At 70.1% G+C, this 24,029-nt stretch carries 21 protein-coding genes; 9 read left to right on the top strand and 12 right to left on the bottom strand.

What is annotated here, in order from left to right; all coding sequences use genetic code 11:
- Positions 1-634: hypothetical protein (locus D7X99_RS36715; RefSeq protein ID WP_121781821.1), on the bottom strand; the 634-nt coding region annotated here is incomplete at its 3' end.
- Between the two features lie 38 nt (positions 635-672).
- Here D7X99_RS36715 and D7X99_RS43295 point away from each other — a divergent pair.
- The 4 genes from D7X99_RS43295 (at position 673) to pyrF (ending at position 4,774) form a co-directional block, all read left to right on the top strand.
- Positions 673-1,131, top strand: coding sequence for a hypothetical protein (locus D7X99_RS43295; RefSeq protein WP_199756414.1), 459 nt, complete (start codon positions 673-675; stop codon positions 1,129-1,131).
- Positions 1,128-2,942 carry a hypothetical protein gene (locus D7X99_RS36705; protein ID WP_121781820.1) on the top strand — a complete coding sequence of 605 codons (1,815 nt, stop codon included), beginning with the start codon at positions 1,128-1,130 and terminating at the stop codon, positions 2,940-2,942. Before D7X99_RS43295 ends, D7X99_RS36705 begins: the two co-directional genes overlap by 4 nt.
- Positions 2,943-3,146: 204 nt before the next feature.
- Positions 3,147-3,908: an SDR family NAD(P)-dependent oxidoreductase gene (locus tag D7X99_RS36700; RefSeq protein WP_121781819.1), complete on the top strand. Its 762-nt coding sequence runs from the start codon at positions 3,147-3,149 to the stop codon at positions 3,906-3,908.
- A gap of 14 nt (positions 3,909-3,922) precedes the next feature.
- Positions 3,923-4,774, top strand: coding sequence for an orotidine-5'-phosphate decarboxylase (pyrF, locus tag D7X99_RS36695; protein WP_121781818.1), 852 nt, complete (start codon positions 3,923-3,925; stop codon positions 4,772-4,774).
- A gap of 31 nt (positions 4,775-4,805) precedes the next feature.
- On the opposite strand, the gene D7X99_RS36690 is transcribed toward pyrF, so the two are convergent.
- Complete coding sequence (locus D7X99_RS36690; RefSeq protein WP_121781817.1) at positions 4,806-7,379, bottom strand: penicillin-binding protein 1A; 2,574 nt, start codon at positions 7,377-7,379, stop codon at positions 4,806-4,808.
- 30 nt (positions 7,380-7,409) lie between these two features.
- Positions 7,410-8,372, bottom strand: coding sequence for an RluA family pseudouridine synthase (locus D7X99_RS36685; protein ID WP_121781816.1), 963 nt, complete (start codon positions 8,370-8,372; stop codon positions 7,410-7,412).
- 44 nt (positions 8,373-8,416) lie between these two features.
- On the opposite strand from D7X99_RS36685, the gene D7X99_RS36680 reads away from it, so the two are divergent.
- The 3 genes from D7X99_RS36680 (at position 8,417) to D7X99_RS36670 (ending at position 13,241) form a co-directional block, all read left to right on the top strand.
- Positions 8,417-9,892 carry a pentapeptide repeat-containing protein gene (locus D7X99_RS36680; RefSeq protein ID WP_169828282.1) on the top strand — a complete coding sequence of 492 codons (1,476 nt, stop codon included), beginning with the start codon at positions 8,417-8,419 and terminating at the stop codon, positions 9,890-9,892.
- 282 nt (positions 9,893-10,174) lie between these two features.
- Positions 10,175-11,593, top strand: a complete 1,419-nt coding sequence (locus D7X99_RS36675; protein WP_233613994.1) for a DUF3943 domain-containing protein — start codon at positions 10,175-10,177, stop codon at positions 11,591-11,593.
- Positions 11,594-11,759: 166 nt separating this feature from the next.
- Positions 11,760-13,241 carry a DUF3943 domain-containing protein gene (locus D7X99_RS36670; RefSeq protein WP_233613992.1) on the top strand — a complete coding sequence of 494 codons (1,482 nt, stop codon included), beginning with the start codon at positions 11,760-11,762 and terminating at the stop codon, positions 13,239-13,241.
- Positions 13,242-13,255: 14 nt separating this feature from the next.
- Here D7X99_RS36670 and D7X99_RS36665 read toward each other — a convergent pair whose 3' ends face one another.
- The 4 genes from D7X99_RS36665 to D7X99_RS36650 form a co-directional block, all read right to left on the bottom strand.
- Positions 13,256-13,870, bottom strand: a complete 615-nt coding sequence (locus D7X99_RS36665) for an MOSC domain-containing protein (RefSeq protein WP_121781814.1) — start codon at positions 13,868-13,870, stop codon at positions 13,256-13,258.
- A gap of 36 nt (positions 13,871-13,906) precedes the next feature.
- The gene (locus D7X99_RS36660; protein ID WP_121781813.1) at positions 13,907-14,881 is read right to left on the bottom strand and encodes an MBL fold metallo-hydrolase; all 975 of its coding nucleotides are present in this window, start codon (positions 14,879-14,881) and stop codon (positions 13,907-13,909) included.
- 65 nt (positions 14,882-14,946) lie between these two features.
- Positions 14,947-15,870 carry a DMT family transporter gene (locus D7X99_RS36655; protein ID WP_346729788.1) on the bottom strand — a complete coding sequence of 308 codons (924 nt, stop codon included), beginning with the start codon at positions 15,868-15,870 and terminating at the stop codon, positions 14,947-14,949.
- An 87-nt stretch (positions 15,871-15,957) separates the two neighbouring features.
- Positions 15,958-16,935, bottom strand: a complete 978-nt coding sequence (locus D7X99_RS36650) for a GNAT family N-acetyltransferase (protein ID WP_171805626.1) — start codon at positions 16,933-16,935, stop codon at positions 15,958-15,960.
- Between the two features lie 113 nt (positions 16,936-17,048).
- Here D7X99_RS36650 and D7X99_RS36645 point away from each other — a divergent pair, with 113 nt between their 5' ends.
- Complete coding sequence (locus D7X99_RS36645) at positions 17,049-17,609, top strand: cytochrome c oxidase assembly factor Coa1 family protein (RefSeq protein WP_121781811.1); 561 nt, start codon at positions 17,049-17,051, stop codon at positions 17,607-17,609.
- Positions 17,610-17,699: 90 nt separating this feature from the next.
- Here the strand turns inward: D7X99_RS36645 and D7X99_RS36640 are convergent, their stop codons facing one another.
- The 4 genes from D7X99_RS36640 to fsa form a co-directional block, all read right to left on the bottom strand.
- The gene (locus D7X99_RS36640; protein ID WP_121781810.1) at positions 17,700-18,665 is read right to left on the bottom strand and encodes an electron transfer flavoprotein subunit alpha/FixB family protein; all 966 of its coding nucleotides are present in this window, start codon (positions 18,663-18,665) and stop codon (positions 17,700-17,702) included.
- A gap of 41 nt (positions 18,666-18,706) precedes the next feature.
- A complete protein-coding gene (locus tag D7X99_RS36635) occupies positions 18,707-19,504 on the bottom strand; it encodes an electron transfer flavoprotein subunit beta/FixA family protein (RefSeq protein WP_121781809.1) in 798 nt (265 codons plus the stop codon).
- A gap of 132 nt (positions 19,505-19,636) precedes the next feature.
- Entirely contained in the window at positions 19,637-20,773 is a 1,137-nt protein-coding gene (locus D7X99_RS36630; RefSeq protein ID WP_120577276.1) for an acyl-CoA dehydrogenase family protein, read from the bottom strand.
- Positions 20,774-20,921: 148 nt separating this feature from the next.
- Positions 20,922-21,587: a fructose-6-phosphate aldolase gene (fsa, locus tag D7X99_RS36625; protein WP_120577281.1), complete on the bottom strand. Its 666-nt coding sequence runs from the start codon at positions 21,585-21,587 to the stop codon at positions 20,922-20,924.
- Between the two features lie 136 nt (positions 21,588-21,723).
- Between fsa and D7X99_RS36620 the strand changes: the two genes are divergently transcribed.
- Entirely contained in the window at positions 21,724-22,797 is a 1,074-nt protein-coding gene (locus tag D7X99_RS36620) for an SIS domain-containing protein (protein ID WP_121781808.1), read from the top strand.
- On the opposite strand, the gene D7X99_RS36615 is transcribed toward D7X99_RS36620, so the two are convergent.
- The coding region (locus tag D7X99_RS36615) for a hypothetical protein (RefSeq protein ID WP_233613988.1) at positions 22,798-24,029 on the bottom strand (1,232 nt) is incomplete at its 5' end.

The raw sequence follows: 24,029 nt of genomic DNA, 5'->3' as shown, positions 1-24,029 counted from the left end.
CCCGCACCAACCCCTGCCCTGCCTGCTCCACCAACCCCAACAGCCAGGCGGAGTCCTCGCGCAGCGTGGACTCGACGCCCAACACCAGCCCCCGGCCCACCTTCGCGGCCACCTCTTCCCCCAACGGCACCACGCCGCGCGCGTCCTCCAGGATGGCCGGCAGGGAGTCGTGCAGCTGCTCCGTGGCCGCCTTCACCACGCCCCGGGCCATCACCTGGGCGCGCTCGCCGGGTGTGTGGATTTCATCCGTGCGGGAGTGCGCGAACCGCACCACTTCGTCGAAGAGCTGGTTGAGGCGCTCCACGAAGCCATGGAGCGGCAAGCCCCCTTCGTTCCACTCCCGCTCCAACGCCTTCAGCGCCCCCTCCGTGGCCGCACCCGCCAGCACCTCGGTCGCTCCCGCCGATGCTCCCGGTTCGCGCTCGGCGGCTTCGTGCGCCATGCGACTCAGCACCGTGAGCAGGTCCTGGAGCAAGGTGTTCAACTGACCGTGGCCGTCGGGTACCTCCTCGCGGAGCCCGTCCGCCGTGCCGCGCACCACGCCGGTCGCGATCTCGGTCGCCACCATGCGCTGCAGTGACAACGTCAGGTTGCGCAGCGCATCGATGGGTCCCGTGCGGCCCGCGATTCCCATCGGTACACCTGTCCTTCCAGAGGGGGTTCCCCTGGAGGATGAGAACGCCTGTGCACCGGAGCAATGACATCCAGCCACGCCCTCCGCCCGCCACCCCGCTCCCCTTCCGGTTGTCCAACGCCCGCCGCGTCCCGCTCATCTTCGACCTGCGCGCGGATCCGCTGGAGCGCTCCGAGGACTCCGTCGGCTACTTCTCCTGGATGATCGACCGCGCCTTCGTCTTCGTCCCCGCGCAGGCGATCGTGGGCCGGTTCCTGGCCACCTTCCGGGAGTTCCCGTCGCGCCAGCACCCGTCCAGCTTCTCCATCGATCAGGTGATGGCGACGATGGAGAACGGCGCCGCCCCGTCCACTGAGGGCAGCCCGGCGCGAAGGCGGGAGCTACGCCTTCGCGCCGCGCTGGAGGGTGTTTCCAATCCATCTTCGCGAGGAAACGCGCCTTGTGCGTCCCGGGAGTATGAGTCATCCAGGGTCCCTTCCCGGAACCTCGCGACATGACCGTCTCCCCTTCCCCGGACGTGCAGGACGCAGCCCCTCGCGGCAGGCGCTGGCGCCGCGTCGCCCTGTGGGCCGTGGTGGCGATGGCGGTGCTGGAGGTCGCCATCAACGTCGCGCTCAACACGGGCGTCACCCAGGCCATCATGGGCCGCGCGACGGACCGCACGCAGCTGACGTGGCAGCGCGCGTGGTGGCTGTGGCCCGTGGGCCGGCTCCACCTGAAGGGCTTCACGCTCACCCAGCAGGACTCCAACGTCTGGTGGAAGGTGGAGGTGGACGCGCTGGAGGCGGGCATGTCCCTCACGGGCCTGCTGCGCAAGCGCGTGGACGTGGACGGCATTGACGGACACGGCGCCAGCTTCCACCTGGAGCCGTCCGGCGTGCCCGAACAGCCGTCCGACTCGAACAGCAAGCCCTGGGTCATCCACCTGAAGGACGTCACGTTGCATGAAGTGCGCGAGCTGGACTTCAGCCGCGTGCGCTTCGTGGGCGCGCTGGACGTCACCGGCATGCTGAACCTCCAGTCCCGAGAACGGCTCCAGGTGGACCTGCCCTCGGTGCGCGTGGCCGAGGGCTTCATCGAAGTGGACGGCAAGCGCGTGGCGCGGCTGGAGTCGCTCGACTCGCGCGCCCGGCTCGATGCGCCCTTCCAGGCAGACAAGGGCTACGACCTCTCCAAGGCCCTTGGCGGCCAGGTGAAGACGCGCATCGACGTGCTCCCCCTCGACTGGATCAACGACCAGCTGGGCGCGAGCGCCCCCGTGTCGCTGCGCGGCGGCGCGGGACGGGTGGACCTGGACGTGCGCATGGAGCGCAACACGCTGGAGCCGGGCAGCCAGCTCAAGGCCTCCGGTGAAGCGCTGGAGCTGCGAGCAGGCCCCGTCCGGGCCCGGGCTCCGTGGAGCCTCCAGGCGTCCATGGACGAGGCGCCGAAGGGACAGCCGTCAGGCTCGCTGCGACTGGCCTTCGCGCCCGTGCACGTGTCGGGCCCCAAGGGCTACGACCTGGACGTGCCAGAAATCGCCCTCACCGTGAAGGCCCGGCGGCGTGAAGGTCGGCCCGGCCTGGACCTGGAGCCCGAGCTGCGCGTGGCGAAGAGCAAGCCCCTGGACCTGCGCGTGCTCAATCCCTGGCTGGGCCAGACGCTGGAAATCGACGCCGGCCACGTGACGGTGCGCAGCGAGGAGCCCTCCAAGGGCGCGAGGGCGCGCAACGCCCTGGAGCTGCGCATGGACACGGACCTCGTCTCCGGACGCATGGGGCCCAACAAGGTCCTGCTGCGCGCGGAGGTGGAGGTGGACGCGCGGCACCTGTCCTGGGACATGACGGCACTGGGCCTGAGCGGGACGACGCTGCGGCTGAGCCAGGTGTCCTCCAACGGCAACGTGCCCATCCGCGCCTGGAGCGGGAACTTCACCCTGCCGCGCGCCAGCCTCTCCCTGTCCCCCACGGTGCTGAAGGCGCGCTTCGCGAGCCAGCTCACCGACACGCAGCCCATCGTCGCGCTCATCACGTCATCCAAGAAGCTGCCCGGCTTCCTCACGTCCCTGCTCAACATCCCCAAGGTGGAGGTGACGGGGCAGGTGCAGATTGACGAGCGTGGACTCCAGCTGCGCGAGCTGAAGGCGAAGGGCGAGGGCTTCTCCATGGAAGGCCACCTGGACCTCGTGCAGGGCAACATCACCGGCGCCCTGCTGGCGTCGCTGGGCGCGGTGACGGGCGGCATCGAGCTGCGGCCCGGCAAGCACGACCTGCACCTCTTGAACGCGACGGAGTGGTTCAAGGGCCAGCCGGTGCCGCCGTTCCGCTGAAGCCCCGTCACTGGGGAGGATGGGCCTGGGAGTCGGCGGGTCTCACGTAGGCCCGGAGCAGGTCCAGGTCGTCGTCCACCACCCAGGGTGTCAACGCGTTGGCGTCAGCACCTCGTCCTCCGGTGGGGGGCAGGTGTTTTGCGTGCCCTCGGACGCGCAACCGTGCGACAAGGCGGGCCGCTGCGACACCCTTCGGAGGACGGCATGGCGGAGATGACCTACCGGACGGCGCTGGTGACTGGCGCCTCGAGCGGCCTGGGACGTGGACTGGCCCTGTGGCTGGCGAAGCACGGCGTGCGCGTCTTCGCGACGGGCCGGCGGCTGACGCACTTGCAGGCCCTCTCCGCGGAGGCCCAGGCCGCGGGCGCCGCGGTGGAGCCCGTCGTCATGGACGTCAGCGCCTCGGAGTCCTCCCAGGAGCGCATCCGCGCCATCGACGCGGAGTGCGGCGGGCTGGACCTGGTGGTGGCCAACGCCGGCATCGGCGGCCCCACGCACGGCAAGCGCATGGACTGGGAGCGCACGCGCTCCATCATCGACACCAACGTCACCGGCGCCGCCGCCACGCTGTGCGCGGTGCTGCCGCAGATGGTCGAGCGCCGCCGGGGCCACATCGTCGGCGTGTCCAGCCTCGCGGGCATGCGGGGGCTCGCGGGCCACGCGGCCTACTCCGCGTCCAAGGCCTTCCTCGCCACGTTCCTGGAGAGCCTGCGCGTGGACCTGAAGGGCACCGGCGTCCAGGTGACGTGCGTCTACCCGGGCTTCGTGAAGAGCGAGCTCACCGCGAAGAACACCTTCCCCATGCCCTTCCTCATGGAGACCGAGGACGCGGTGGAGCGCATGGGCCGCGCCATCTTCACGGGCGCCGCGGAGGTGAGCTTCCCCTGGCAGCTGGCCACGCCCATGCGCCTCCTGAAGGTCATGCCCAACCCGCTGTTCGACGCCACCGCGCGCCGGTTGAAGTGAGCGGAGGCCCTCCCATGACGACCCCGTCCTTCGCACAGCGCTTCGCGAAGCTCGCCGACGAGCGCTCCCCCTTCTGTCTGGGCCTGGACCCGTCCCGCGACGTGCTCGCCCGCTGGAGCCTGCCGGACACGGTGCAGGGCCTGTCCGACTTCTGCGACCGGCTGGCCGACGCGTCCGGAGAGACGCTCGCGGTGGTGAAGCCGCAGAGCGCCTTCTTCGAGCGCCACGGCCCCGAAGGGCTCGTCGTGCTCCAGCGCGTGCTCAAGCGCTTCCGCGCCGCGGGCACCCTCACGCTGCTGGACGTGAAGCGCGGCGACATCGGGTCCACCATGGACGCGTATGCGGAATCGCTGTTCGGCAAGGGCAGCGCGTACGACGTGGACGCCGCCACCTTCACCGCGTACCTGGGCCTGGGCGCGCTCGCGAAGACGGTGGAGCGCGCGCGGGCCCACGGCGCCTGCGCCTTCGTGGTGGTGCGCTCGTCCAACCCGGAGGGCGTGCCCGTGCAGAACGCCGTGGGCGGCGACGGGCGCACCGTGGCCCAGGCGGTGGCGGACGGCCTGCGAGAGCTGAACGAGAAGGCCGGCCCCGGCGTGCTGCCCGCGGGCGCGGTGATGGGCGCCACGCTGCCTCCGGCCGACCGCGACGTGGTGGAGCGGCTGGGCGGCGCGCTGCTGCTCACTCCGGGCATCGGCTCGCAGGGCGCGGGCTTCAACGACTTGCCCAAGCTCTTCTCCGGCCGCGAGCGGCAGGTGCTGCCCACCGCCGCGCGCTCCGTGCTGGAGGCCGGGCCGGACGTGGCCGCGCTGAAGAAGGCCCTGGAAGCACATCAGGCGCCCTCGCGTACGTTCCGCGAAGGCGCCTGAAGGGCCCTGCTCTTGAGATGCGGCGCGCGGGCTACTGCGCGCCCATCATGAACTGGTCGACGCCGACCTGGTTCTTGTCGGGCACGGCCTCCTTCGGCTCCGTCCCCTTCTTGAAGAACATCAGCTCCGCGCCCTTGGCTCCGGGGCTGGACACCTTGCCCGTCTTCTTGTCGATATAGAGCCGCGCCAGCTGCATGGACTGCCAGGGGTAGAACTCCGACTGGGGCCGGCCCTCCAGCGCGCGCTTCATGTAGTTGAGCCAGATGGGCAGCGCCGCACGGCCACCCGTCTCGTAGCGGCCCAGCGGGTGCGGGTTCAGGTCGTAGCCCACCCACGCCACCGTCACCAGGTCCTTGGTGTAGGCCGCGAACCACGCGTCGAAGGAGTCGTTCGTCGTGCCCGTCTTGCCCGCCGCCGGCTTGCCCAGCCGCTGCGCGGGACCGCCGGTGCCCTGGAGCACCACGCCGCGCAACAGGTGCGTGAGGATGAAGCCCGTCTCCGCGCTCATCACCTGCTCGCCCGGCTCGAAGAGGCGCGCGTAGCCCGCTGCCACGCGGTCCTGCAGCGGCGCCCACGCGTCGTCGAACGCGGTGTGGTCCTCCAGCGTGCGCCCGAAGCGGTCCTCTACCTTGCGGATGAAGTACGTGGGCTTCTTGCGGCCGTAGCGGTTGAAGGTCGCGTACGCGGAGGCCAGGTCGAACGGGTACACACAGGACGAGCCCAGCGCCGCGGAGAAGTCCATGTTCATGGGCGTCGTGAGGCCCAGCTTCTTGGACCAATCCGACATGTTGTGCACGCCCACCGCGCCGAACGTCTTCACCGCGGGGATGTTCATGGAGTTCACCAGCGCCGTGCGCAGCAGCACGTCACCCACGAACTCCTCGCTGTAGTTGGCCGGCTTCCACGACACCTTGTTGTCCGGGTCGTGCTCCACGATGGGCGAGTCCACGATGACGGTGGCCTCCGTCCAGTTCAGCTGCTCCAGCGCCGCCGAGTACACGAACGGCTTGAAGGACGAACCCGGCTGACGGCACGCCTGGAACGCGCGGTTGAACTCGTTGTCGTCGAAGTCGTAACCGCCCACCATCGCGGTGAGGTACTGGCGATGCGGGTCGATGGAGACCAGCGCGCTCTGCGCCTCCGGCGTCTGCTCCAGCCGGAAGAGCTTCACGCCCTCCTCGGGGATGTCCTCCGCCAGCTTCTTGTCCCACTGCTCCTTGTCGTCCGTGAGCTCCTTCTTCACCACGTTGCGCAGCACCACCACGTCACCCACCGCCACGGCCTTCTTGACGGAGGTGATCATGCTCGCCGGGTAGTAGCTCTCCGGGTTCACCTTGCGCGCCCAGCGCATGCCCAACAGCGGCAGCCGGCCCTGGTGCGGCCCCACCTGCACGTCCGCGCCCTTGCCGTCGTCGTCGATGCGGGTGACGACGCCCATGTAGAGGCGGTTCTCGACGAGCTCTTCCTTGCCCATCGCCTTCTTCGCCTTGGCGATGAAGCTGTTGCGCTCGGCGTCGGTGGCCAGCTGCATCACCGGACCGCGCCAGCCCTGGCGCTTGTCCACGGACATCAGGCCGTCCAGCACGGAGTCCTGCGCCGCGCGCTGCCGCTCGCTGTCCATGGTGGTGAAGACCTTGAGGCCCTCCTTGAGGAGCACGGGGTTGCCGTAGCGGTCCACCACGTCCTTGCGCACCTGCTCCACGAAGTACGGGGCGAACTCGTGGAAGACGTCCTCCACCGGGTACACCTTCACCGGCTCCGCGTTGGCCTGGTCGTGCTCGGCCTTGGAGATCATGCCCTCCGTCAACATGCGGCCCAGCACGTACGAGCGGCGCTTCTTCGCGGCCTCCGGACGCAGGAAGGGCGAGTAGCGGCTGGGCGCCTGGGGCAGGCCCGCGATGAGCGTCATCTCCCCCAGCGTCAGGTCGCGCACGTCCTTGCGGTAGTAGTTCTCCGCCGCGCTCTGCACGCCGTAGCTGTGGTGCCCGAGGAAGACGTTGTTCAGGTAGAGGTACAGGATCTCTTCCTTCGTCAGCGCCTGCTCCAGCCGGAAGGCGAGGATGGCCTCGCGAATCTTGCGCTTGGGCGTCTTCGCGGTGGCCTCCTTGTAGCCCTCCGCGGAGATGAGGACCGCCTTCGCGGTCTGCTGCGTGAGCGTGGAGCCGCCCTGCACGCCGCCAGCGCGCAGGCCCAGCTTCGTCATCACCGTCTTGGAGACGGCGCGCGTGGTGCCCAGCACGTCCACGCCGAAGTGGTCGAAGAAGCTGGAGTCCTCGCTGGCGATGAACGCCTGCACCAGCCGCTTGGGGATGCGCTCGTAGGGCACCACCTTGCGCCGCTCGTTGTAGAACTCGCCCGCGAGCACCGCGTCGTCGGTGTAGACCTCCGTGACGATGGGCGGCCAGTACTCCTCCACCTTCGGGATGGCGGGCAGCCCGTCGGAGAAGACGTAGTAGGCGCCCACGACGGCGAGCACGCCCGCGGTGGCGCCCATGAGGCCCAGCACTGCGACGAGCTTCATCAAGCGCAAGAGGATGTTGCGCTTGGGCGGAACGCCGTCGAGCACCAGCTTGGAGCGGCTGCGGTCAATCTTCGGGTCGGCCATGCGTGTCGTGTCGAGTCCTGGGCTCAAGGCTTAGAGGAGCGCCGCCCGCTTCAGCACGTCCGTCAATTCGGCTGGCATGGGGGTCTCCACGACGACCCTCCTGTCATCCTCGGGGTGCGGAAATTCGATGCGCTCGGCGTGCAGGAACAGACGTTTGAGCCCCCAGCGCGCCCGCACGTCGCGGTTGAAGGCGAAGTCTCCGTACTTCTTGTCACCCGCCACCGGGTGGCCCACGGCGACCAGGTGTCTTCTTATCTGATGAGTGCGCCCGGTCTCGATGGTGCAGGAGAGGAGGGCTGCCTCGCTCGACTGCCGCACGACCTTCCACCGGGTGACGGCCTCCTGCATGTTCACTCCCCGACGGGCCTTGGATTCGGCCGTCTGCTGGTGCTCGGCGAGCGGCAGGTCGATGACACCCGAATCCCTGGGCATCTTCCCCTTCACCAGGGTCAGGTAGCGCTTCTTCGGGTGGCCGTGGGTGAAGATTTCCGTGAAATGCACCATCGCCGGGCGCCGCTTGGCCACCAGGATGACGCCGGAGGTCTCCCGGTCCAGGCGGTGGGCGGGTGAGGCGGTGAAGTCGTTGCGGGTGGCCTTGGGGCCCAGGTAGGCGCGTACGTAGTCCACCAGGGTGCCCCCGGTGATGCCGCTACCGGTATGGACGGCCATTCCGCTGGGCTTGTCCACGGCCATGAGCCAGTCGTCTTCCAACAGGATGACCAGCCGGGAGGGGTCTACCGGTGGTGGAGGGGGAGGCGGACGGTCCGATTTCGGACGCTCCGCGAGGGTGAGTTGCTCTTCGGTGCCGCGGATGGTGAGCACGTCTCCTTCGACAAGCAACTGCTCTGGCTGCGCGCGCTTGCCGTTCACTCGCACCTTCTTGGTGCGGATCATCTTGAAGAGGTGGCTGACGGGGACGTTGGGCATCCGCTTGCGCAGGTGCTTGTCCAGCCGCATCCCGACTGTGTCGGCTTCGATTCGGTACTCGATCATTTGTGCTGGCGCCTGGACCAGACCACACGAATAATTCGCGGTCCATGCCGAAAGCCCCAACTATCGAGAAGCTGCTGCAGAACGGTTCCGCTGAATGGAACAAGCTGCGCAAGTCCGGCCAGGCGCCCACCGGCCAGACGGGCGCCACGTTCACGCAGCTGTTCTCCGCCAACGCCGACCTCTCCGGACTGGAGCTGGTGGGCTCCGAGTGGGAGCGCTGTGACCTGTCGAAGATGAACTTCCGGGACACGGACCTCACCAACGCCTACTTCCACGGGGGCCGCCTCCAGGACTGCGACTTCCGCGGCGCCAACCTGGAAGGCTGTGTCTTCGAGAAGCTCAAGCTCCTGCGCTGTGACTTCACGGGCGCCAAGGGTCTGGAAGACCTGGAGATGGACGACGTGGACATGGACCGCGTGACGGGCCTGGACGGCGAGGAAGCCCCGCCGCCGCCGCCCCCGCCGGTCCAGGGCATCACGGCGTTCACCCGTGAGCAGCGCGAGAAGATGCTCGGCCAGTCGCACCTGGGCGGCGCGATGGACGGGGCGGTTTCCGCGCACCCGGACGAGCTGCCCCCGTTCCGGCCGCAGGATCCGCCGGGCTCGCTCTTCTTCCGCGCCCTCAAGCGCGTGGGCGCCCCCCCGCTCTGGGTGCTGGACGTGCCGGGCCTGCGTCCGCTGCTGCCGCAGCGGCTGCCGCCGGGCAGCTCCCTGGAGACCCTATACCGCGAGGCGGTGAAGACGCGGCTGGAGAACAAGAAGCCCGCGGCGGACCCCGGCGCGGTGGAGCGCGCGCAGAAGGCGCTGCGCATGGGCGGCAAGGAGGCCAACGTCGCGGCGGTGTACCTGCGCGAGGTGGGCGTGCTGCCCCTGTTCCGCTTCGCCGCGGCGAAGCAGCTCAAGGCCGAGCTGCGCACCGAGGTGGAGGTGGACGACCTCACGGGCTCCGTGGATCCCCGCACCACGGGGGCGCTGCTGGAGCTGCGCCTGACGCACGAGGTGGTGGAGCACCTGCACGAGGTGCGTCGCCGGCTGGCGGCCGCGCAGCTGTACTCGTCGCTGCTGGAGGCGGGCTTCAACCCGGAGAACAACTGGGACGAGGCGCTGGAGTCGGCGGACGCGTCGCTGGAGCTGGCGAACGCGGCCACGGGCGAGGACCGGCAGACGCTGCTGGAGGGCTTCCAGGTGTTCGCGGCCCTGCCGGAAGAGGCGCGGCTGCGCCGCCTGGCGTACCTGGCGGAGTCCGTGACCAACCTGGAGCTGCTCAGCCGGCTGCCAGAGGGCATGGAGCCGCAGTGGCTGTCCGGCCCGGAGGTGCGCGAGTGCCACGAGCGCGAGATGACCTACGTGCAGTCGCTCAAGGCGCAGGACATCCCGGCCAAGGTGCCGGCGCTGGCCAAGGCGGAGCTGGGCGTGCCCGAGGGCGAGGTGCCCGAGGAGAGCGACGACGACCTGTTCGTGCACGTGCGGTGTGACGTGTGCGGCAAGGAGAAGCTCATCGTCCAGTCGCCGGAGGCGTAGTGCCACACCTCCCGCGGCGCGGGAGGTGTGAAGCAGGTGAAGGCCCGGCCGGAGCGCCTCGCGCGCATCCCGCCGGGCCTTTTCATGTCGTGCGCCGCCTGTGTGCAGGAAGCCGTGCCTCTCTCATCCCCGGGGGAGGCGGGGTTTCATCCCGCGCCCGGCTCCCTACCTTCAGGGCACGCGGCGTGGCACCGCGAGCGAGGGTGCGGCGGGCGGGATATGGGGCGAGGCTGGCGCGGACGGAGGCACTGCGGAGAGGGAAGTCCGTGGCCTCTGGGTGGCGTGCTGTTCGCCTGCGGGCTGCTGCTGGGCGGGCCTGCCTTCGCCCAGGAGGAGCGGTGCGAGGACGCCCCTCCTCTTTCCCCTGATGCTCCCGCGCGGGCCGGGCCGCCAGCGGATGCCCCGCTGAACGAGGAGACCGTCCGCGAGGACGCGTCCCGGGAGAAGTTCCACCCGTGGCTCGCGGTGGGGGAGATCACCGCCATCAACCTGTTCGTCTGGACGTGGGACCGGGTCCTCGCGAACAAGGAGTGGGCGCGGGTGGGCCCGTCCTCGTGGAAGGAGAACCTGAGCACGGGCTTCGTCTGGGACGCGGACGGCTTCCTCACCAACCAGTTCGCGCACCCGTACCACGGCAGCCTCTACTACACGGCCGCGCGCGACAACGGCGTGCCCTACGCGGCCGCCCTGGCCTTCACGCTGTTTGGCAGCGCGCAGTGGGAGCTGTTCGCGGAGAACGAGCCGCCCTCCATCAACGACCTCATCAACACGTCCGTGGGCGGCATGGCCATTGGCGAGGGGCTCTACCGGCTGTCCTCGCTGGTGCTCGACACGGAGGCCCGGGGCGGCGAGCGCTTCGTGCGCGAGCTCACCGCCGCCGCCATGAGCCCCGTGCGCGGCTTCAACCGCGTGGTGCGCGGCGACGTGACGCGCATCGAGCCCACGCCGCCGGACTGGCGGCCCCGCGACCTGTCCATCTGGGGCAACCTGGGCTACCTCAAGCTGGGCGACGGTCGGCCCCTGGCCTGGGGCGAGGACCAGTTCTTCCTCCACATGGCCATGCGCTACGGCGACATGTACCAGGGCGACATCCGCCGCCCCTTCGACGCCTTCGACGCTCGGGTCCAGTTCACCTCGCAGGAGAGCAGCTTCATCAGCCATGCGCGGATCCAGGGGATGCTCCTGAAGGCGTCCCTCTGGAGCACGGAGAAGGACGAGCTGCGCCTGGGCCTGCTCCAGCAGCTCAGCGTCGTGGACACGAACGCGTACGAACTGGGCGGCCAGTCCCTGGAGGCAGGCCTGCTGCACGAGCGCCATTTCAACGCGCGCTCGAAGCTGAGGACCGCGCTGCTCGTGGAAGGAAGCCTGCTCACCGGCATCTCCTCCGAGCACAGCGGCAAGGCGAGCCGCAATTACGACTACGGCCCCGGCGTGGGCTTGAACCTACAGCTCGCGTACATGCACGGCGCCTGGGAGGTCCTCACGCTGGAGGCGAGCACCTCCCACGTCATCGTGCTGGACGGCTCGGACGGCTCACATCAGGTGTTCACCGGCCAGCTCCAGGCGGACATTCCGGTGTTCAAGCACGTGGGGATGGGCTCGGAGCTGAACTGGTTCCGCCGCCACAGCCGCTTCCCCACCGACCCGGACGTGGAGAAGAACGCGTACCAGCTGCGCCTCTTCGTCTCCGTGCACTACTAGCCGTCGCCCGCGAGGATGAGACCCGGGGGCGCTTTCCAACACATGGCTGCTTACCTTCCGCGTGCGCGGCATGGGGCCGTGCGCGGAGGCGCGGGCGGACCGGATGGGGCACGGCGGGCGGGGGCCATGGCGCGGCGGATTCCGGGGGCCGTGGCTGCCGCGAGGCGTGGCGCTGGCGTGCGCCCTGCGCGCCTGCGTCGCGTTCGCGGACGGTTCGCCACAGGACATGGTGCGCTCCGTTCCGGCCAGCGTCATGGCCCTCTGCGCGGCGCGGCTTTCGCCCGGCCAGAAGACCCAGTGGGCCCCCTGCCCTCCCGCGGCCGAGGAGAACCCCTCGCTGCCGGCGGATGCGCCCCTGAAGGAGGACGACCTCCGGGACAACCCCGGGCCCCACCCGTGGATTGCGTTGGGGGAAGTGACCGCCATCAACCTGTTCGTCTGGACGTACGACCGGTACATCGCGAACAAGGACTGGGCGTACATCTCCCCGTCCGTATGGAAGGAGAACTTCCGCACGGGCTTCGTCTGGGACCAGGACGGCTTCTCCACCAACCAGTTCGCCCACCCGTATCACGGCAGCCTCTACTACACGGCCGCGCGCGACAACGGCCTGCCGTTCGCGGCCGCGGTGCCGCTCACCTTCCTGGGCAGCCTGCAGTGGGAGATGTTCGCGGAGAACGAGCCGCCCTCCGCCAATGATCTCATCAACACGACCGTGGGCGGCGTGGCCATGGGCGAGGCCCTCTACCGGCTGTCCTCGCTGGTGCTGGACACGGAGGCCCGGGGCCGACAGCGCTTCGTCCGCGAGCTGACCGCCGGCGTCATCAGCCCCATGCGCGGCATCAATCGCGTGGTGCGCGGCGACGTTTCGTACCATGGCCCCTCACCGACGGAGTGGTGGCCGGACGACATCGCGGGCTGGGCCACGCTGGGCTACCTCAAGCTGGGTGACGGCAGGTCCCTGGCCTGGGGCGAGGATCAGTTCTTCATCCAGGGCGCCCTGCGCTACGGCGATATGTACCGGGGCGACTTCCACCGCCCCTTCGACGCCTTCGACGCGCGCGTCCAGTTCACCACCCGGGAGACCAGCCTCGTCACCAACGCGCGGCTGCAGGGCCTGCTCGTGAAGTCCACGCTCTGGAGCGCCGAGCGCGACGAGCTGCGCCTGGGACTGCTCCAGCAGCTCGGCTACACGGACACGCTCGCGTATGAGGTGGGCGGCCAGTCCCTGGACCTGGGCCTGCTGCACGAGCACCGGTTCCTCAACCGCTCCCGGCTGAGGACCGCGCTGCTCGTGGACGGCAGCCTCCTCACCGGCGTCACCTCCGAGCACACCGACAGCGAGGGCAACGAGGGCCGCGACTACGACTACGGCCCCGGCCTGGGCTTCCAGCTCCAGATGGCGTACCTGCGCGAGGACTGGGAGCTCGTCACGCTGGAGGCGGGCGCCTTGCACGTGCTGGTGGTGGACGGCTCGGGCGGCGCGCACCGGGTACACCAGGCCCAGCTGCAGGTGGACCTCCCCGTGTACAAGAACCTGGGGATGGGCTCGCAGCTGAACTTCTTCCGGCGCCACAGCCGCTTCGACTCCTTCCCGACCGTGACGAAGGACACCTGGCAGCTGCGCATCTTCCTGTCCCTGCACTGAAGGCAGGGGGACGCTCAGCCCACCGCCTCCGACGACGGCGCGGAGGGCAGCGAGTACGTCACCGGCGGCGGCAGCATCACGCGCACCTCGTCGCCCGCGCGGATGAGGCCCGGGCGTTCCACCCAACCCACCAGCCCGCGCTTCTGCCACGCGGCCTTCACGAAGCGGCCCGCCAGGCCCTTCATGTCCGGGTGGTGCGCTTCAATCACGCGGCCCGGCCCCACGCAGGGCAGGTTCTCCCCTTCCATCACCAGCGTGGCCTCTTCCGGGAAGAACAACCGCGTCCCCGGAGGCAGGTGCGTCAGCCGGGGCACGCCCACGAGCTCCAGGTTCGCGCCCAGCCACGACGCCAGCACGTGCGGCACGCCCAGCGTGCGCGCCACCTCCACCAGCTCCTCGCGCGACACGATGGAGAGCTGCCGGGTGTTGCGGATGAGCGTGCCCTTGGGGAACCACGGCACCCGCACGTCCGCCTTGCGCGTGAGGCCCGCGTGCCGGTCTCCCTCGATGCCTTCGAAGCTGACCTTCAGCTCGGGGACCTCCCGGGTGACGAAGCGCTTGGGTTCAGCGTCCGTACACAGCAGCACGTTGGCCAGGTGTCCGGTCAGCGAGGGAGCGGGAGTGGGCATATCGGGAGCCCGTTCCAACACGCCGCCGCGGCAAAATCAAAACAGGGTCATCTGCTGTGGCTTGCCCAGCGGGCGGGCGTCCGTGCCCGCGTCGCGCAGCGCCTGCGCCAGTTCCGCCGCGAAGCCGTGGCAGGTGATGACGTCCCGCGCGCCGGTGTCCTTCACGTAGCGCATGAGGGATGGGAAGTCCGCGTGGTCCGACAGGGGGAAGGCCACGTCGGCGCCGTAGCGCCGCGCGCCGCCGGGGTCCATGGCCCAGCCGGTGAGCACCCCCGTCGCCCGGGGCCAGTGCGGCGCCAGGGCCCCGCCTCGCGCCAGGTGCGGCGGGAAGAAGAGCACCTCGCCCGGCTCCACGCGGCCGTCGTAGCGGCGCAGGTTCTCGATGGGGACGCCCAGCTCCGCGTACAACTCCGCGACTTCAAAGATGGACGGATGCGCCACCAGTTGGAAGCCGCGCAGGGCCAGCTGCTTCATCGCCTCCTGGCTCTTGCCCAGCGGATAGCCCAGCAGCACCGGCGTCACGCCCCGGTTGAGCTGCGCGCGCAGCCACGTCTCCACCTGCCCCAGCACCTCCGGGCGCGGCGGGAAGCGGTAGCGCGGATGACCGAAGGTGGACTCGATGACCAGCGTGTCGCAGGTCGCGACCTCCGTGGCCTCCGCGGTGAGCGACGGCGCGGTGTTCAGGTCGCCCGTGTAGACGATGCGCTTGCCATCCGCGCGGGTGACGCGCAGCTGCGCGCTGCCCAGGATGTGGCCCGCGGGCAGCAGCTCCAACAGCAGCGGGCCCAATTCGAACGGACGGCGGAACGGCACGGACAGCGGGGACGCCACCGGCCCCAGCCGGTGGGCCATGAAGCGCAGCGTGGCGGCCGTGGCGATGGTGCTCTCGTGACGGGCGATGTGGTCCGAGTGCCCGTGGCTGACGAAGGACAGCGGCGACTTGCGCTTCGCGTCCAGCGACAGGGGCGTGCCCGTCAGGTGCAGGCCGTTGCGTCTCAGCTCCACGCTCATGGGATGGGCGCTGTCTATAGCGCGGCCCGGCCGCTCGCGCTCCCGGCCGGGGTCGCGTCGGATGCTCAGGCGGCGGGCGTGCGGCCCCGTGCCCGCCATCCGTCCCACACCGCCGTGCCCAGCTCCGACGCGAAGACGCCCACGACGATGAGCGCGCCGCCCAGCCACTCCTTGGGGCCCAGCACCTCGCGGCCCACCGCCACGGAGAAGGCCGAAGCGAACACCGGCTCCAGCGCGAAGATGAGCGCCGCGCGCACCGCCGTGGTGCGCGCCTGGCCCCACGTCTGCACCAGGATGGCCACCGCGCTCGCGAGCACGCCACACGTGAGCACCGCCACCACCAGCGGCTGGCTCCACTCCAGCTTGCGCTCCACGAAGGGCATGCACAGCGCGGACATCACCGCCACGCCGGCCAACTGCACCGCCACCAGGCCCACCGCGTTGTCCTTCGTCGCGAAGCGCTCGGTGAGCAGGATGTGTCCCGCGTACGCCACCGCGCACCCGATGGACAGCCAGTCCCCCAGGAGCAGTCCGCCCATGTCCCCCGGCAGCGCTTCGCCCCCGGTGGGCCGCGTCAGCCAGTACAGCCCCACCGCCGCCAGCACCACGCCCACGGAGGTGCCCCACCGGGGCAGCCGCTTGAGCAGCACCATGGACATCAGCGGGACGAAGAGGACGTTGAGGCCGGTGAGGAACGCCGCGCGCGACGGCGTGGTGTCCGTCAGCCCCACCGTCTGGAGCGCGAAGCACACGAACAGCACCACCGCCAGCAGGAGCCCCTTGGGAACGATGCCGGGCGCGAACATCCGCCCGCGCGCGAGGAGCGCCATCACGGCCCCGCCCACCACGAAGCGCAGGGTGAGGAAGGTGAAGGGGTCCGCGAACGCGAGCGCGTCCTTCACCACCACGAACGTCAGCCCCCAGAAGACGGTGAGGAGCACCAGCGCCCCGTCCGCCTTCCACTGCGCACCCTCACGCCCTTCAGACACCGGATCCACCCTTCCCTGCCCACGGCATGAAGCAGAACGCCTTGCCGTTTGGCCCAGCCACCGGAAGAGCGCAACCCCCATCCGGCGTCAGGGAGGAAGCGGGCGCACCAGCACGACCAGTCGCTTGCTCCCCCCGGCCGCGTCCCACTGCTGATTCGTGGCGACGGTCAGCGCGTCCGGCGCGGGATGGAACCCCAGGCCGGAGAACGTCCGCAGGGAGGCGGTGTTGTCCTCGTCGATGTCCGCGTGGAGCCGGTCCGCGCCCTGCCGGTGGACCTCCTCCACCAGGCACCGCACCAGCGCGGTGGCCACGCCCATGCGCCGCACCTTGGGAGACACCACCAGCGAGCGCACCCAGAAGCCGTCCAGGGACAGCCCCTCCTGGTGGTAGTCGTCCGCCCACGCGAAGCCGAGCAGGTGCCCCTGCGCGTCGAAGGCGCCCGCCGCCGCGCCCACGCGCCTGTCTTGCGGCAGGCCCCACCGGTCGCGCAGCTGCCGGCGCAGGAAGGTGCCGGACACCACCAGCCGCTCCGTGGCGAAGGCGAGCAGCGAGTCCAGGTCGTCCGGGCGCACCAACCGGATCTCGAGCGGGCCCACGAACTGGCGGCGCAGCGGCTTCGTCCACCCGGAGAACAGGTCGCGCAGGTGGCGGAACACCGCCCGGGACGCGGGCTTCGTCCACACGCCGGACAGGGTGCGCTGCAGGACGAACAGCGCCGGCCGCGTGGGCCGGGGCAGCCGCATCACCCACCGCCCGCGCTTGAGCGCGATGATTCGCCCCACCAGCTCTCCGCCCGCCACGTCCGTGCCGCCCAGCAGCGACTCCGTCACCCAGGGCTCCGTGGAGAGCACCACCTGCGCGGCCAGCCGGGGCCCGTGCCGCACCAGCGCCACGTCCCCGCGCGCCAGCCGCTCCGGCCCGCAGCGCAACAGCCGCACCGCGTCCCCGCTGCGGAGCAGCGGGTAGAGACACCGCCCCATGCCGCGCACCCACAGCCGGTGGCCGAAGGGCAGCGCCGCAAGCAGGTCCGCGAGCTCGGCCGTCGAGACGCCACCAGAGGGCATGACACCCACTCTGTCATGAAGGCGCCCCCGAAACCCGTCCCCGGTGCAGGCCCCACCCCCGCTTCGTCCGGAACCGGCTATGACACGGCCCCAGGTCCAGGCCAGGAGGGCCCATGCCGCCGACGATGCCCGAGGGTGACCAAGCACCCGTGCCCCGCCAGGGGTGGTGGAGCCGCAACTGGAAGTGGGCGGTGCCCGTGGGCTGTCTGGGGATGATGGGCTCGTGCTTCTGCGTCGCGGCCATCGCCGTGGGCTGGGGCTACTCGTCGTTCAAGGACATGGGCGCGTACACGGACGCCATCGCGGAGGCCCAGGAGGATCCGCACGTGCAGCAGGCCCTGGGCGGCACCTTCAAGCCGGGCTTCCCCAGCAACACCCAGGTGAGCAGCATCAACGGCCGCACCCACGCGGAGTTCACCGTCCCGCTGGACGGCCCCAAGGCGGACGGCAAGCTCCACGCCGTGGCCGACAAGAACGGCGAGGCGTGGATCTTCCGCACCCTCTACGTCCAGGTGGAGGGCGGACAGCGCATCGACCTGCTCGACACCGGCGAGCCGTCCGACGAAGCCCCGGAGCCGGAGGAGGTGCCCCACGAGCTGGAGCCGGAAGACGCCGAGCCGTCGGAGCCGCCCGCGCAGAAGAAGCCCGGCAACGACACCGACATCGAGCTGTAGGGCTCCAGACGCGACGAAGGGCGCGCCCCCGGGATGTCCCGGTGACGCGCCCCACGAATGTCACGGCCCGCCGTCGGACGGCGGTGCGGACTACTTCAGCTTCTGGATGCCTTCGCGCAGCGCGGGCAGGACCTTGAAGAGGTCGTCCACGAGGCCGTAGTCGGCCACCTGGAAGATGGGCGCCTCCGGGTCCTTGTTGATGGCGACGATGGTCTTCGAAGACTTCATGCCGGCCAGGTGCTGGATGGCGCCGCTGATGCCCGCGGCGATGTACAGCTTCGGCGCGACGACCTTGCCCGTCTGACCGACCTGCAGGTCGTTGGGAACCCAACCCGCGTCGCACACCGCGCGGGACGCGCCCACCGCGGCGCCCAGCAGGTCCGCCAGCGCTTCGACTTCCTTGAAGTCGCCCTTGGTGCCGCGGCCACCGGACACCACCACGCTGGCCTCGGTCAGCTCCGGACGGGCGCTCTTCACCTCGTTGAAGGACACGAACTTCGTCTTGGAGGCCTCCAGCTTCGGCTGGAAGGACTTCACCTCCGCGGACGCGCCCGCGCCGGCGACCGCCGAGAACTCCGTGGCGCGGATGCTGATGACCTGCACCGGCGTGTTGAGCTTCACCTCGGCGAACACGTTGCCGGCCCACATGGGACGGGTGAACGTGATGTCCGCGCCACCGCCGTTGATGGCGGTGATGTCGGTGGCCATGGCGGCCTTCAGCCGGGCGGCGACGCGCGGCAGCAGGTCCTTGCCCTGCGCCGTGGAGGCCGCGCCCACGAAGGTGGCCTTCAGCTCCTGCGCCAGCCCGGCGATGACGGGGGCGTAGACCTCGGCGAGGTAGTGCTCGAACTCAGGAGCGGCGGCGGTGTGGATGGCCTTGGCGCCGGAGCCCTTGAGCTCCTCCGCCAGCTTGGACGGGTCCTTGGACAACAGGACGAGGTGCAGCTCGCCGCCGGACTTGTCGGCCAGCTGCTTGCCCGCGGCGATGGCGTTGAGGGAGGCCTTGCGCAGGTTCCCGTCCGGCTGCTGCTCGGCGACGATGAGGACGATGGACATGGTGTCTGTCTCCGGAATCGTTGGAAGGGTTGGGAGCGCGGTCAGACGACCTTCGCCTCGTTGTGCAGCTTCTCCACCAGGGTGGCCACGTCCGGCACCTTGATGCCCGCCTTGCGCGCCGGGGGCGACGCCAGCTTGAGCACCTGGATCTTCGGGGCCACGTCCACGCCCAGCTTCTCCGGCGTCAGCTCCTCGATGGGCTTGCTCTTCGCCTTCATGATGCCCGGGAGGCTGGCGTAGCGCGGCTGGTTCAGGCGCAGGTCCGTGGTCACGACGGCGGGCAGCTGGACCTCCACGGTCGCGAGCCCGTTGTCCACTTCACGCACCACCTGGATGCTCTTCTTGTCCGCGGTCAGCTTCACCGCCGGCGCCTTGGCCTTCTCCTCCGCGCTCTCCAGCGACTCCACCTTGGAGGCGAACGTGGCCTGGCCCCAGCCCAGGAACTCGGCCAGGTACTGGCCCACCTGGTTCTGGTCGTCGTCGATGGACTGCTTGCCCAGGAGGACGACGTCCGGCTTCTGCAGCTCCACGACCTTCTGGAGCAGACCGGCGATGCCCAGCTGATCCAGCGGGCCCGTGTGGTTCACCCACACGGCCTTGTGCGCGCCCATGGCCAGCGCGTGGCGCAGCTGCTCCTGCACGTCCTTGGGACCGATGGAGACGACCACCACCTCGCCGCCATGGGCCGCGGCCAGGCGCAGGCCCTCTTCCACGCCGATTTCATCGAAGGGGTTGATCTTGTACTTCAACCCCTCCTTCACGATGTCCGAGCCGTCCGGCTTCACCTTGATCTTCGACTCGGGATCTTCCACGCGCTTGGCGGTGACGAGAATCTTCACGGCGGGCTCTCCTCAGTGGGGAGTGTTTGGAAATTCGGGCGGCTTGACGCGTCGCGCATCAGGGCCGGAGTAATAGACATCCGCACACGGCGGCGGCAACGGGAAAGCCCCGCCGGGCACAGTTTTGCTTTTCTACCTGAACAGTTCCTTCGCGATGACCAGGCGCTGCACCTGGCTCGTGCCCTCGTAGACCTGGATGAGCTTGGCGTCGCGCATCAGCTTCTCCACGGGATAGTCCTTCATGTAGCCGTAGCCGCCGAACACCTGCACCGCGTCCGTGGCGACCTTCATGGCCATGTCCGCGGCGAAGCACTTCGCATAGCTGGACTGGAGGGTGTTGCGCTGTCCTTCATCCAGCACCTGCGCGCTCTCGTAGGTGAGCAGGCGCGCGGCGTGGGTGTTCATGGCCATCTCCGCCAGCATGAACTGGACGGCCTGGTGCTCGCGGATGGGCTTGCCCATCGTCTGGCGCTGCGCGGAGTACTCCAGCGAGTGCTCCAGCGCCGCGCGGGCGATGCCGATGGAGATGCTCGCGGTGAGCGGGCGGCTGTTGTCCAGCGTGGCCATGGCGATCTTGAAGCCCTCGCCCTCCTCGCCGATGCGGTTGGCGGCCGGGACACGCACCTCGTCGAACGTGACGGTGGTGGTGTTGCTGGCGCGCTGGCCCATCTTGTTCTCGTGCTTGCCGGTGGTCAGGCCCTGCGGACGGCCCTCCACGACGAAGCAGGTGATGCCCTTGTGCTTCTTGCCCTTGTCCAGCGTGGCGAACACGGTGAACTGATCCGCGTAGCCGGCGTTGGTGATGAAGCACTTGCTGCCGTTGAGGACGTACTCGTCACCCTCGCGGCGCGCGGTGGTGCCCATGGCCGCCACGTCCGAACCCGCGGCGGGCTCCGTGAGACAGAAGCAGCTGAGCTTGAGCTTCTCCCCAAAGGGGGCCAGCAGGCGCTTCTTCTGGTCGTCCGTGCCGTGGAGGATGATGGGCAGGTTGGCCAGGTCGTTGGCGATGAGGGACGTGGCCACGCCCGCGCAGCCCCACGCCAGCTCCTCGCACACGATGACCTGCTCCAGGTGCGTCAGGCCCACGCCGTTGTACTCGGACGGGATGGCCATGTTCAGCAGGCCCAGCTCGAAGGCCGCGGAGATGAGGTCCTTGGGGAAGTCGGAGGTCTCGTCGTAGTGGGGGGCCTTGGGGCGCACCACGTCACGGGCGTACTTGCGCGCGGCGTCCTGCAAGGCGCGCTGGGACTCGCTGAGCTGGAAATCCATGGGGCGTGCTCCGGGAGGGTTGATTCAAATATCAATCCGCTCCTGCTGCCATACCGCTCCCGCCGTCCAGGCGCCAGCCCCCGCGAGGGTCCCCCCGTCGTTCCAGGGACACCGGAACGGCGGGAGGAAGGCTCGGAAGCCCAGGCGTTTACTTCCCGGCGGGCTTGCCCTGCTTGGGGACCTTTTCCCAATCCGCGAGGAACTTCTGGATGCCCGCGTCGGTGAGGGGGTGGTTCGCCAGCTGGGTGATGACGTTGTAGGGCAGCGTGGCCACGTCCGCGCCCAGGCGCGCGGCCTGGAGGACGTGGACGGGGTTGCGCACGCTGGCCACCAGCACCTGCGTGGTGAAGTCGTAGTTCTGGTAGATCTCCAGGATGTGGGCGATGAGCTCCATGCCGTCCTGGGAGATGTCGTCCAGCCGGCCCACGAAGGGCGACACGTACGTGGCGCCGGCCTTGGCGCACAGCAGGGCCTGGTTGGCGGAGAAGCAGAGGGTGACGTTGGTGCGGATGCCGTCGGCGGTGAGCGCCTTGACGGCCTTCATGCCCTCCACGCCCATGGGGATCTTCACGACGACGTTGTCGTGGATCTTCGCCAGGCCCTGGCCTTCCTTGATGAGCTCCGGGGCCGTCAGCGACACGCACTCCGCGCTGATGGGACCGTCCACGATGGAGCAGATCTCCCGGATGGTCTCCTCCAGGTTGCGGCCGACCTTGGCCAGCAGTGACGGGTTGGTGGTGACGCCGTCCACGCAGCCCATGTCGTGGGCCTTGCGGATTTCGCCGACGTCCGCGCTGTCGATGAAGAACTTCATGCCGTCCCCTCGGTTTCCGGTGGTGAAGAAGGTTTCCCCGGCCACGGGCGGCCGGGCGGGCAGGCCGTAGCCCAGGCCCCCCCATGCGTCAAGGATGGCCGCCCACGGCGTGGCGGAGTAGAGGTAGCGCCCATCCATGGCCCGCGCTCCCCGCTCCACCGCCAAGAAGCCCAAACTGCGTGCCCTCCCCGGCCGCGCGCCGTCCCCTGCCCCCGAGCGCACCCAGGCCCGGGACGAGGATGACGAGGCCGCGCTCACCTACGCGCGCGGCGTGCTGGAGGCGGAGGCCCGCGCGATTCTGGGCGTCACGGACCGGCTGGGGGACGCGTTCCTGCGCGCGCTGAAGCTGGTGCGCGACTGCCCGGGCCAGGTGGTGGTGACGGGCATGGGGAAGGCGGGCCACATCGGCCAGAAGCTGTCCTCCACGTTGGCGTCCACCGGCATCCGCTCCGTGTTCCTCCACCCCGCGGAGGCCGTGCACGGCGACCTGGGCCGCGTGGGCGCGGGCGACGTCATCCTCGCGCTGTCCAACAGCGGCAGCACGGAGGAGCTGCTGCGCCTCTTGCCCCTCTTCAAGCGCATGGGCACGCCGGTGGTGGCGCTCACCGGGGACGCGGACAGCCCGCTCGCGAAGGGCGCGGAGGTGGTGCTGGACATCGGCCGGATTGAAGAGGCCTGCCCCATGGGACTGGTCCCCACCGCGTCCACCGCCGCGCTGCACGCCGTGGGCGACGCGCTGGCGATGACGCTCTTGCGCTCACGGCCCTTCGGGCGGGACGACTACGCGCTGCTGCACCCGGGCGGGAAGCTGGGGCGCTCCGTGCTGCGCGTCTTCGAGCTGATGCGCACGGGCCCCGCGAACCCGCTGGTGCTGGACACCGCGCGGCTGTCCCAGGCGGTGGTGGTGATGACCAACACGCCGGGCCGGCCGGGCGCCGCGTGCGTGGTGGACCGCGACGGGAAGCTGGAGGGCATCTTCACGGACGGCGACCTGCGTCGGCTGGTGGAGCGGGGCCACACGGACTTCGAGGTGCCGGTGCGGCAGGTGATGGGCAAGCGCCCGCGCTGCATCACCCCGGACACGCTGGTGCTCACCGCCGCCACGCAGATGCGCGAGCTGAGGGTGGACCAGCTGCCCGTGGTGGACGTCGAGGGCCGCGCGGTGGGCCTGCTCGACGTCCAGGACCTGCTGGCGGCGAAGTTCGTGTAGCTACTGCGACAGCTTCGCCTGGAGCGCGGCCTTGTTCGGGTAGTTGGGCACGTCCTGGGCCAGCTTCTCCCAGAGGGCCTTGGCGCCCTTCGCGTCGCCCTTGGCGAGCAGCGTGTCGCCCAGCTTCTCCACCGCGCCCGCGTCGGACTCCAACGCCACGCTCCACACGCGCGCGCCCATGGGGCGGCCCAGGCCCACCAGCGCCCAGGCCATGCCCGCCTTGGCGCGGCCGTTCTCCGGCTGGAAGGGCACCACGCGGGTGTAGTTGGCCAGGGCCTCCTGGTAGCGGCCGCGCGCCAGGTGCTCCTCGCCCTCGTCCACCAGCTTGGTGAGGCCCGCCTCCAGCTCCGGCGTGCGCTCGGTGTTCTTCACCGCGTCCACCATCTCCGGCGACAACGGGCGCGGCGCGTCCGACGGCAGCGCGGCGGCCTGCGCGGTGGACTGGGACAGGCGCACCTTGCGGTCCGCGGCGCGCGACGCGAGCCACTTCTGCCGGCCGCCTGCCTTCACCGTCTCCTCGATGCGCACGCTCAGCTCGCGGGCCATGGCCGCGCGCTGGGATTCCGGGTGCGACGTCACCAGCGCGTCGAAGCCCTCGCGCGCGGACTTGAGCGCCTGGAGGTCCTCGCCCTTCGTCTCGAAGAGCAGCGAGGAGTGGGCGTAGAGCGCCTCTTCGTGGCGGGGCTCCACCTCCAGCACGCGCGCGTACGCCTTCAGCGCGTTGGCGCTGTCACCGCCCAGGTACAGCGCGTTGCCGCGCAGCACGTCCACGTCCAGCGCGGGACTCAACGCGGCGCCCGCACACGCGGCGGCGCCCGCGGCGTCACCGGACTTCGCGCGGGCCTGCGCCACGGCCTCCATGGCGTCCAGCGGCTGGCCCGGCGTGAAGCCACAGTTGGCGGCCTCCGGGGTGGGGATGGCGGCCTTGCCCAGCTTCTTGCGGGACGCGAGGAACAGCGAGCGCGCGCCGTCCGCCTTGGCCTGCGCCTGGCCCAGGTAGGACAGCGCCTCCGCGTTGCGGCCGTTCATGTAGTAGAGCCTGCCCAGCGACGAGGCGATCTCGAAGGTCTTCTCCCGCTCGCGAAGGCCTTCGGACGAGTCGAGCTGCTTCATCAGCTCCTCGGCGGAGGGCGGCAGCTTGTTCGTGTCCACCGTGGGGTGGCCCGACGGCAGCGGCGTGCCCGGCGCCACGGGGGAACCTGCGGGCATCGTGGGGTGGCCGGGGGGTAACG

It is taken from the genome of Corallococcus sp. AB032C (genome assembly GCF_003668935.1).
GTDB classification, from domain to species: Bacteria; Myxococcota; Myxococcia; order Myxococcales; family Myxococcaceae; genus Corallococcus; species Corallococcus exiguus.
Note: the sequence above shows the minus strand (reverse complement) of the source record. Positions and strands in the feature narration are given on the sequence as shown.